Raw genomic sequence first — 9748 nt, 5'->3', positions numbered from 1 at the left:
GGCCCGGGAGGCGGGAGGCTGGTGCACATGATCGAGACGATGCCGGCGGGCGCAGCCGTGAAGTACCAGGGAACCTCCAGCCGCTTCGGGCGGGAGCTGGCGTATCTGCTCGCCGGGCTGCCGGTGGGCGTGGTCGCGTTCGTGGTGGCGGTCACCGGGTTCTCCCTCGGGGTCGGCGGGTTCGCGGCCGTCTTCGGGGTGCCGGTGCTCGCGGGGACGCTGGTCGCGGCGCGCGCCTTCGCGCGGGGCGAGCGCGCCCGGGTGGCCGCCGTGACCGGGCACGCCATGCCGGCGCCGAGCTACCGCGAGCCGCGCGGCACGGGGCTCGTCCGCTGGTGGCACGCGCTGGGCGACCCGCAGGCGTGGCGCGACTGGACGCACATGATGCTCGCCCTGCCCGTGCGGCTCATCACCTTCAGCCTCGCGGTCACCTGGACGGTCGGCGGCCTCGGTGAGCTCTGCTACGTCCTGTGGTCCTGGTCGCTGCCGCGCGACGGTGGCGAGGAGGGGCTGCTCGACCTGGCGTTCGGCATCGACTCCACGGCCGCCGACATCGCGTTCCACACCGGCATCGGGGTGCTGCTGCTGGCCACGGCCGTCCCGATGGTGCGCGGCCTGACCTCGCTCCAGGCCGGCGTGGCGCGCGCACTGCTGGTCCGTGCCTGAGCACGGACCAGCAGTGCGCGCCGGGAGGCGCGCCGCTCAGGCCAGCCGCGCCGCGGCCCGGCGGTCGGCGCGGGCGCGGCCCGTGGCGTAGAGGGTGATGCCGGCGGTGGTCAGCAGCGCGGTCAGGGCGAAGGCGACCAGCCCCGACCAGTCGGCGGCGTGGTAGATCACCGCGCCGGTGGTGCCGCCCAGGCTCGCGCCCAGGTAGTAGGCCACCTGGTAGAGCGCCGACGCCTGCGCCCGGCCCTCGGTCGCCGCGCGGCTCACCGAGCCCGAGGCCACCGCGTGGCCGAAGAAGAAGCCGCCGGTGATCAACACCATGCCGAGCAGCACCAGCACCAGCTGGTCCGAGAGGGTCAGCAGCAGGCCGGCCGAGACGGTGCTGATCGCCGCGTAGAGCGCGCCGCGGCGGCCGAGGCGCTCGATCATCGGTCCTGTGGCGGAGGCCGACCCCGTGCCGACCAGGTAGATGACGAAGACCGAGCCGGCGAGGCCGGCCGACAGGCCGAACGGCTCCTCGACCAGGCGGAAGCCGATCACCGTGTAGACCGCGCTGAACGCGGACATCAGCAGCATCCCGATCGCGTACAGGCGCAGCAGCAGCGGCCGCGACAGGTGCGCCCGCACGGCGCCGAACAGCACGCGGGGCCGCAGCGGCGCGGGGCGGAAGTTCCGGCTCCGCGGCAGCAGCACCCGGTAGACGACCGCCGCGACCAGGCCCATCACGGCCACCGCGGCGAGCGCGGCGCGCCAGCCGAAGCCGTCGGACACCCAGCCGGTCAGCACCCGGCCCACCATGCCGCCCACGCTGTTGCCCGCGATGAACAGGCCGACCGCGCCGACCGTGGCCCGCGAGTCCAACTCCTCGGAGAGGTAGGCCACCGCGGAGGCCGGGATGCCGGCGATCGCCGCGCCCTGCAGGGCGCGCAGCGCCACGAGGGTGCCCAGGTCGGGCGCGAACGGGATGACCAGCGCCAGCGCCACGGCCACGCCCACCGAGACGGTCATCATCCGCCGCCGGCCGAACCGCTCGGAGAGCGCGCTCAGCGGCAGCACCGCGACGGCCAGGCCGATGGTGGCGGCCGAGACGGTCCAGCTGGCCGCGTCGGCGCCCACCGCGAAGGAGGCCGCGATGTCCGGCAGCAGGGCCTGGGTGGAGAACAGCATGGCGAAGGTGGCCAGGCCGATCGCGAACAGCGCGAGGTTGATGCGCGTACGAGAGAGGGGCCGCGAGGGGGGACGCACGTCGGTCATGGTGGTGGTCGGGGACGGCGCGGTTGAGGCCCCCGCGGTGGCGGGAGCCCCGGCTAGGTCACTGGGCATGCCTCAAAAGTAGGACGCGCGATCTGATGCGTCCAATGCACGAATCTGCGAAGATCGATCCACCCGTGCATCAGCAAAGGTGAGGGGCGTGCGTGTCACCAACCGGCAATGAAGAAGACATCGTCGTTACACCGGTCACACCCGGCGGCGCCGACATCTCCCCCGAGTCCTGGGCCGCGTTGCTCACCCCGCGCCTCGCGCAGTTCGCCGCCGTCGCCCGCCACGAGCACGTCACCCAGGCCGCCCGCGGCCTCGCCGTCCCGCAGTCCACGCTCAGCCGCGCCATGGCCCGGCTGGAGGCCGACCTCGGGGTGGCGCTGCTCGCCCGGCACGGCCGCCGGGTCGCCCTCACCCCGGCGGGCCGGGCGTTCGCCCGCTCCGTCGAGCGCGCGCTCGGTGAGGTGGAGCGGGCCGCCGAGGCGGTGCGCACCGACGCCGACCCGGCGGCCGGCAAGGTGGCCTTCGGCTTCCTCCACACCATGGGCCCGGAGACCGTGCCCGAGCTGATCCGCGAGTTCCGCGAGGACCACCCGCGGGTCAGGTTCGCGCTGGTGCAGAGCTACGGCGAGGACATGATCGAGCGGATGCGGGCCGGCGAGCTCGACCTCTGCCTCACCTCGCCGGTGCCCGAGGCGCCCGACCTGGTCACCAGGCGCCTCGACGAGCAGCGGCTGCACCTCGTCGTCCCGGCCGGCCACCGGCTCGCCGGGCGGCGCCGGGTGCGGCTCGCCGAGGCGGCGGACGAGCCCTTCGTCACCCTCGAACCCGGCTACGGGCTACGGAAGTTGACCGAGGAGCTGTGCGAGAAGGCCGGCTTCAGGCCGCGCGTCGCGTTCGAGGGGGAGGAGCCGGAGACGCTGCGCGGCCTGGTCGCGGCCGGGCTCGGCGTCGCGCTGCTGCCGCCGCCGACCGTGGCCAGGCCGGGCGTCGTCGAGCTCACCGTCACCGCGCCGCGCGCCGCCCGCCAGATCGGCGTCGCCTGGCTCGCCGGCCACCCCGACACCCGCCCGGTCGCCGACTTCAAACGCTTCCTCCTCGGCCGCCGGGGCCGACTGACGTCGGCCCCGGCGGCCGGGCCTGCCGGGCCTGGCGGCCCGGGCCGGCCATGACGGCGCGCCTGGCGGCGCCGGCGGCTCGGCTCACGCCGGGTGGGCTTCCCCCGCCCGCCCGTTCCCGCGCTCCGCGCGCAGCCGATGGCCACGCGCCGGGCCGCCAGGCCCGGCGCGTGGTGGATGCGGCGCAGGCACCCGCGCTGTGCGCGGGCAGGCGACGCGCTACGCGCGTAGGCGTAGGGCTATCGTTCGCGCATGACGATGCTCAGCCAGAACCCGAGTGAGGCTCCGCTGCCCAGCGAGACACAGATCGGGCGGGCGCCCAAGGTGCTGCTGCACGACCATCTGGACGGCGGGCTGCGGCCGGAGACCATCGTGGAGCTCGCCGCCGAGCAGGGGTACGAGCGGCTGCCGGAGACCGATCCCGAGCGGCTGCGGGAGTGGTTCAGGGAGGCCGCCGACTCCGGGTCGCTCGTGCGGTACCTGGAGACCTTCGCCCACACCTGCGCCGTGATGCAGACCAGGGACGCGCTGGTGCGGGTCGCCGCCGAGTGCGTTCTGGACCTGGCCGCCGACGGCGTCGTCTACGCCGAGATCCGGTACGCGCCCGAGCAGCACCTGGAGGCCGGCCTCACCCTGGAGGAGGTGGTTGAGGCGGTCAACGAGGGCTTCCGGGAGGGGGAGCGGCTCGCCGCCGCCGAGGGGCGGCGGATCCGGGTCGGCGCGCTGCTGACCGCGATGCGGCACGCGGCCCGCGCCCTGGAGATCGCCGAACTCGCCAACCGCTACCGCGACCTGGGGGTCGTCGGCTTCGACATCGCCGGCGCCGAGGCCGGCTTCCCGCCCACCCGACACCTGGACGCGTTCGAGTTCCTGAAGCGCGAGAACAACCACTTCACCATCCACGCCGGCGAGGCGTTCGGGCTGCCGTCCATCTGGCAGGCGCTCCAGTGGTGCGGCGCCGACCGGCTCGGCCACGGGGTGCGGATCATCGACGACATCGAGGTCGCCGAGGACGGATCGGTCAAGCTCGGCCGGCTCGCCGCCTACGTGCGCGACAAGCGGATTCCGCTCGAACTCTGCCCGACCTCCAACCTCCAGACGGGCGCCGCCGCATCCTACGCCGAGCACCCCATCGGGCTGCTGCGCCGGCTGCGCTTCCGGGCCACCGTCAACACGGACAACCGGCTGATGAGTGCGACCAGCATGACCCGTGAATTCACCCATCTGGTCCGGACATTCCGTTACACGTTGGACGATCTCCAGTGGTTCACGGTCAACGCGATGAAGTCCGCGTTCATTCCTTTCGATGAACGTCTCGCCATGATCAATGACGTGATCAAACCTGGGTATGCGGCGCTGCGTTCCGAATGGCTGTTCTCCCGTCCGGGCGGCTTGCCGTCCTGACCTGCGGCGACGCGCAGTCGGGTGTATTTGGTCGGCGCCCGGTACGACATGTGGGGCCGGCCGGGTTACGGGTAGCGGCGCGCATTTCGATTCATTGCGAGGGCGGCTCAGCAGTGGCTACCTTCACTTCGCCGCTGGAACCACCGCAACCCACTCGAGGACGAGAATTCTGATGAAGCAGTCAACCGTGAAGACCCTGGGCGCGGCCGCGCTCGGTGCCGCCATCGCCGCCACCGCCGCCGGTGCCGCCACCGCCGCCAACCTGGAGGGCCTGCAGTCGACCGCCGGCGACGTGGTGCGGACCCTGCCCGCCGACACCGCCACCGACGTTCTCCCGGACGGCGCGGGCAACGTGGTCGAGACCGGGGGCCAGCTGGTCGAGGGCGGTTCCGACGTCCTGCCGCTGGCGAGCGACACCCTCTCCCACACCACCGATACGAACACCCTCGACACCGTGGACGGCCTGCTCGGGGGCATGCCGCTCGGCGACCCGAACAGCGTCGACCTCGGGGACGCGCAGGACGTGCTCGGCCCGGCCAGCGACCTGCTCGGCAGCACCAACCTCCTCTGACCTTCGGCTACTTCGGCGATCGACAGCGAGCGCACGCGGGCCGCACCCCCTCGGGATGCGGCCCGTGCGGCGTTCGTCGACCGTTCGGCGGCCCAAGGCGGCGCCGTCAGGCCCGGGACGAGGCCACGGCCAGCTCGCGCTCGGCGTGCACCCGCCGGCAGCCGGGGCGCGGCACAGGCGCCGCCATGGCCCGCCGAGCGGTCGACGAGGCCGGCGGCGTGGAGCGCCGGTTCCGCCGCGCCGCTTCGGGCCCTGGCGGGGGCGCGTCGGGGCCGCGCAGCAGCCGGGAGCGCCGCAGCACGCCGTAGCCCAGCTGGTGGGAGACGGCTATGCCGAGCGCGTTGAGGATGGCCGTGTCCACGTCGGCGGTCCGGCTCGGCACGAGCGACTGGCAGAACTCCAGGGCCAGCGCGATCATCGCGCCGGCGAACACCGTGCGACACAGCGAGGTGAAACGGGGGCCGCCGAGCCGCTGCCCGAGCAGCGGCAGCAGCACGCCGAGTGGCGCCAGCCGCAGCATGCCGGCGCCGATGGCGGGGATGGCCACCTCGGGGCCGCGCCGCAGCTCGGCACGGATGGTGGCGAGCGGCTCGACGTTGGCCGGCGAGACCCAGAGCACCGCGAGCGGGCGCAGGGACAGGTAGGCCGTCAGCGCCAGGTAGATGGTGAGGAGGACGAGAGCCGTCATCCGGGCGCGAGGGCTGATGGCAGGCCCCGACGAGCCCGCTGGATGATGCTGCACGCACTCCAGGACGCCGCCTCGTGGGGCCCGGTTCCGCCGTCGGCGTGTGACCTGCGTCTACCTTTCGCTGATCGGCGGCACGAGGCCGGGGGTGCCGATGCCCCACATGGCGGTGCTGCACCGGTACCGCTTGGGCTGCCCGCCGTGCGGGGAGTCGACAGGTCCGCCGAGCATCACGGTGCCGCCGTTGCCCAGCGAGTCGCTGTGCGCGAAGGTGCACACGATCTGGCCAAGGGCCGCGGCCGGCAGGTCGCCGGGACGCTTGTTGAGCCGCAGCGCCTCGGCCGGGTCGTTGGCCGCCGGGCCCGACACGTCGAGGTCGTCGGGCACCTCGCTGCTGAAGCCGGCCGCGCGCTCCTCCCGGCCGGGGTCGCTCTGCAGCTCGTCGAGCAGCGCGGTGGCCACCGCTATCCGGTCGGTGGTGTCCGCGGGCAGCTCGATGGCGCGCTCCACCGGGTTCACCCGGGAGCCGCAGACCAGGTAGACCTCCGTGCGCAGGCCGGCGCCGCCCACCTCGGCCGGCGCGTCGCAGGTGGTGCGGGTGGGCGCGGGGCCCGCGTCCACCGGCACGTCCGTCGACCTGATGCCGCAGCCGGCCATGGCGAACAGCGCGAGAGCGGCCGCGGCCGATCTGGCGACGCGCGCTCCCCAGCCGGAACCCGCGCGCCTGACGCTGCCCGTCACCTGATCTCCTTCCCCTCGCCGCCGTGCGCCGGCGCGGCGGCCGGCGGCTCGGCCGCGGAACGCTGTGCCGGCAGGTCCTCGGCCGCCGCGGTCGCCACGTCCTCACCGTCCACGTCCTCGCCGTCGAGCGGGGTCTCGCCGTCCGGGTCCGCCTCGGCCTCCCCCTCGGCGGGCTGGCCGGCGTCGCGCGGCAGCCGCAGCGTGAACACGGCGCCGCCGCCCGGCGCGTTGCGCGCGCTGATCTCGCCGCCGTGCAGGTGGGCGTTCTCCAGCGCGATGGACAGGCCGAGACCGCTGCCGTCCGAACGCGGACGCGAGGCGCTGGCCTTGTAGAAACGGTCGAAGACGTGCGGCAACACGTCCTCGGGGATGCCGGGGCCGCGGTCGGCGACCTCGAGGACCACCTCGTCCCGGCCCTCCCTGGTGTCCTCGGTGACCGTGACCCGGACCGGCGAGCCGCCGTGCTTGAGCGCGTTGCCGATGAGGTTGGCCATGATCACGTCGAGGCGGCGCGGGTCGAGCCGGGCGATGACGCCGCGCTCCGCGTCCACCTCGACGGCGTCGAGCCAGGCCCTGGCGTCGATGCAGGCGGTCACCTGGTCCGCGATGTCGACGTCGTCCAGCACCATCTGCGCGGTGCGGGCGTCGAAGCGGGTGACCTCCATCAGGTTCTCCACCAGGTCGTTGAGCCGCCTGGTCTCGCTCACCACCAGCTGCACGGCGGGCGCGATCATGGGGTCGAGGTTGTCGACCTCCTCCTCGAGCACCTCGGTCATGGCGGTGATCGCGGTCATCGGGGTGCGCAGCTCGTGCGACATGTCGGCCACGAAGCGGCGGCTGGCGGCCTCCCGGTTGCTGAGGTCCCGCACCTGCCGCTCGAGTGACTCGGCCGCACTGTTGAACGTGCGTGTGAGATGGGCGAGTTCGTCGGCGCCGCGCACCTCGAGGCGGGTGTCGAGCCGGCCCTCGCCGAGCCGCTGCGCCGCGTCGCTGAGCCGCTGCACCGGGCGCAGCACCATGGTCGCCGCGGCCTGGGCCAGCAGCACCGAGCCGATGACGGCCAGGGCCGTGGCGAAACCGAGCGACCAGGCGAGGGAGTTGAGGTCGTCGCGCTCGGGCGCGAGCGAGGTGAGCGTGTAGGCGGTCGGGCCGCCCTCAAGGACCCGGGTGCCGCCGATCAGATAGGGGTCGCCGTCGAGCGACACACGCTGCCAGTACAGGTGGTAGGGCGCGTCGGGGGTGTCGTCGTCGCGCCGCTCGTGCACGGCCTCGACCAGCGCGGTCGGCACCATGTCCAGCTTGAAGACCTGCGGATCGGACTCGACCGTGCATATCGGGCCCTCGGCCCCGTCGTCGACCAGTACCACCTGGTAGTTGATGGTGTTGTTCGCGACGGCCGCGGCCATGCCGCGCAGGTCGTCGCAGGTGGCGTTCTCCGGCAGGGCGCCGGCGTGGTCGCCGAGCGACTTGCGGAAGTCGTTGAGCGCCGCGTTCTGCGCCCTGGTGAGCACCGCGTCCCGGGTGAGCCAGTAGGCGATGCCGGACACGGAGACCGCCGCCACCAGCGCGACCAGCGCGAACACCGTGACCAGCCGCAGCCGCAGGCTGGGCAGCTTCCGCATCCGGCGCAGCCAGCCGCTCACCCGCTCCCTCACGAAGGCGCGTCCAGCCGGTACCCCACACCGCGCACGGTGCGGATCAGCTTGGGCGACGAGGGCACGTCCTCCACCTTGGCGCGCAGCCGTTGGACGCAGGCGTCCACCAGGCGCGAGTCGCCCAGGTAGTCGTGCTCCCAGACCAGCCGCAGCAACTGCTGTCTGGACAGGGCCTGCCCGGGCCGGCGGCTGAGCTCGAGCAGCAGCCGCAGCTCGGTCGGGGTGAGCTGCAGGTCCTCGCCGTTCTTGGTGACGGTCATGGCGGCCCGGTCGATGACGATGGAGCCGAAGGTCGCCGAGTCGTTGGCCTCCCGCTCCCCGCGCCGCATCACGGCACGGATGCGGGCGTCGAGGACGCGGCCCTGGACGGGCTTCACCACGTAGTCGTCGGCCCCGGACTCCAGGCCGACCACGACGTCGATGTCGTCGCTGCGCGCCGTCAGCAGGATGATCGGCAGCTGGTCGGTGCGGCGGATCCGTCGACACACCTCGAAGCCGTCGATGCCCGGCAGGTTCACGTCCAACACGATGAGATCCGGCCGCTGTTCGCGCAGGAGCTTCAGGCCGTCCTCACCCGTCGCGGCGGTCACCACACGGTGCCCCTGACGAGTCAAGCTCATCTCCAGGGCCGTGCGGACCGCCTCGTCGTCCTCGATCAGCAACAGGAAAGCCACCGGCTCATTGTGTCGTATGGACCAGCCGGAGTTCGACTGCCCGGTATGCCCGTCCCTTATTACCTGCTTGGCGGCTTGTCCTATGCGCGCCCCCTGTGACACCGCTGTGACAGTTGGGGGACCCCCTGATGAAACTGGCCCGGCATTGTTTTGCCCATCGCAAGAGAAGCAGGACGGACAGACAGGGGGAGCGGAGATGAGCGCAGCGCAACGCATCACCGACAAGGCGATGAGTGGGACGCGCACTTCCGCCGCTGTGGTTCCCGTCCGCTGTGGGGAGAGGCCCGGGATCGCGAGCCGGCTGGGGGGCCGTCGCGGGACCGGGTGTCAGCGGCCGGCGCACCTCACCGCGGTGGCCGCCGACGACCGGGGGGGACGCGGCAGGGCAGGACGGCGCGAGGGGGCCACGGAGGCGGAGTTCACCGCCTACGTGCGAGAGCGCCGCGCCTCCCTGTACGCGACCGCCTACCACCTGACCGGTGACCGCCACGAGGCCGAGGACCTGTTGCAGAGCGCGCTGCTTTCCACCTACCGCGCCTGGGACCGGATCAGCGACAAGGCGGCCGTCGGGGGGTATCTGCGGCGAACCATGACGAACCTGCACATCAGTGCCTGGCGGCGGCGGAAGCTCAACGAGTACCCGACCGAGGAACTGCCCGAGGCGCCGGGGGAGCAGGACACGATGCGCGGCACCGAACTGCGCACCGTGCTCTGGCAGGCACTGGCACGGCTGCCAGAGCAGCAGCGCACCATGCTGGTGCTCCGCTACTACGAGGGTCGCACCGACCCGGAGATCGCCGACACGCTCAACATCAGCGTCGGCACCGTGAAGAGCAGCATCTGGCGCACCCTGCGCCGGCTGCGCGATGACCAGGCGCTCAGCCGCGGACAGGACCAGGAGGGGTCCTTCGGCGAGTTGGTCGCCTGACCGCCCGGGAGGGGAGCCCGGGCGGTGGGTACGGGGGAATCGGGGG

At 73.2% G+C, this 9748-nt stretch carries 10 protein-coding genes; 5 read left to right on the top strand and 5 right to left on the bottom strand.

Annotated features, from left to right (window positions below; genetic code table 11):
* A partial coding sequence (locus E1265_RS27600) for a sensor domain-containing protein (RefSeq protein WP_347877254.1) occupies window positions 1-666 on the top strand: 666 nt, incomplete at its 5' end.
* 36 nt (window positions 667-702) lie between these two features.
* Here the strand turns inward: E1265_RS27600 and E1265_RS27595 are convergent.
* Window positions 703-1920 (bottom strand): MFS transporter, encoded by a 1218-nt coding sequence (locus tag E1265_RS27595; protein WP_243741149.1) that lies wholly within the window; start codon window positions 1918-1920, stop codon window positions 703-705.
* Between the two features lie 188 nt (window positions 1921-2108).
* Between E1265_RS27595 and E1265_RS27590 the strand changes: the two genes are divergently transcribed.
* The 3 genes from E1265_RS27590 to E1265_RS27580 all read left to right on the top strand — a co-directional run bounded on the left by E1265_RS27590 (window position 2109) and on the right by E1265_RS27580 (window position 5019).
* Entirely contained in the window at window positions 2109-3098 is a 990-nt protein-coding gene (locus E1265_RS27590) for a LysR family transcriptional regulator (RefSeq protein WP_243741148.1), read from the top strand.
* A gap of 204 nt (window positions 3099-3302) precedes the next feature.
* Window positions 3303-4448: an adenosine deaminase gene (locus E1265_RS27585; protein WP_132933713.1), complete on the top strand. Its 1146-nt coding sequence runs from the start codon at window positions 3303-3305 to the stop codon at window positions 4446-4448.
* Between the two features lie 172 nt (window positions 4449-4620).
* The gene (locus tag E1265_RS27580) at window positions 4621-5019 is read left to right on the top strand and encodes an ATP-binding protein (protein ID WP_132933708.1); all 399 of its coding nucleotides are present in this window, start codon (window positions 4621-4623) and stop codon (window positions 5017-5019) included.
* Window positions 5020-5125: 106 nt separating this feature from the next.
* Here E1265_RS27580 and E1265_RS27575 read toward each other — a convergent pair whose 3' ends face one another.
* The 4 genes from E1265_RS27575 to E1265_RS27560 all read right to left on the bottom strand — a co-directional run bounded on the left by E1265_RS27575 (window position 5126) and on the right by E1265_RS27560 (window position 8774).
* Window positions 5126-5707, bottom strand: a complete 582-nt coding sequence (locus E1265_RS27575; RefSeq protein WP_132933707.1) for a VanZ family protein — start codon at window positions 5705-5707, stop codon at window positions 5126-5128.
* A gap of 111 nt (window positions 5708-5818) precedes the next feature.
* Window positions 5819-6445 carry a hypothetical protein gene (locus E1265_RS27570; protein ID WP_132933706.1) on the bottom strand — a complete coding sequence of 209 codons (627 nt, stop codon included), beginning with the start codon at window positions 6443-6445 and terminating at the stop codon, window positions 5819-5821.
* Window positions 6442-8067: a HAMP domain-containing sensor histidine kinase gene (locus tag E1265_RS27565; RefSeq protein WP_132933712.1), complete on the bottom strand. Its 1626-nt coding sequence runs from the start codon at window positions 8065-8067 to the stop codon at window positions 6442-6444. Before E1265_RS27565 ends, E1265_RS27570 begins: the two co-directional genes overlap by 4 nt.
* Before the next feature lie 29 nt (window positions 8068-8096).
* Window positions 8097-8774 (bottom strand): response regulator transcription factor, encoded by a 678-nt coding sequence (locus tag E1265_RS27560; RefSeq protein WP_207931233.1) that lies wholly within the window; start codon window positions 8772-8774, stop codon window positions 8097-8099.
* A 229-nt stretch (window positions 8775-9003) separates the two neighbouring features.
* Between E1265_RS27560 and E1265_RS27555 the strand changes: the two genes are divergently transcribed.
* The gene (locus E1265_RS27555; RefSeq protein WP_243741147.1) at window positions 9004-9702 is read left to right on the top strand and encodes a SigE family RNA polymerase sigma factor; all 699 of its coding nucleotides are present in this window, start codon (window positions 9004-9006) and stop codon (window positions 9700-9702) included.
* Window positions 9703-9748: the final 46 nt, after the last annotated feature.

The organism is Streptomyces sp. 8K308 (assembly GCF_004348315.1).
Taxonomy (GTDB): domain Bacteria; phylum Actinomycetota; class Actinomycetes; order Streptomycetales; family Streptomycetaceae; genus Streptomyces.
This window is presented reverse-complemented; position numbering and strand designations above follow the sequence as displayed.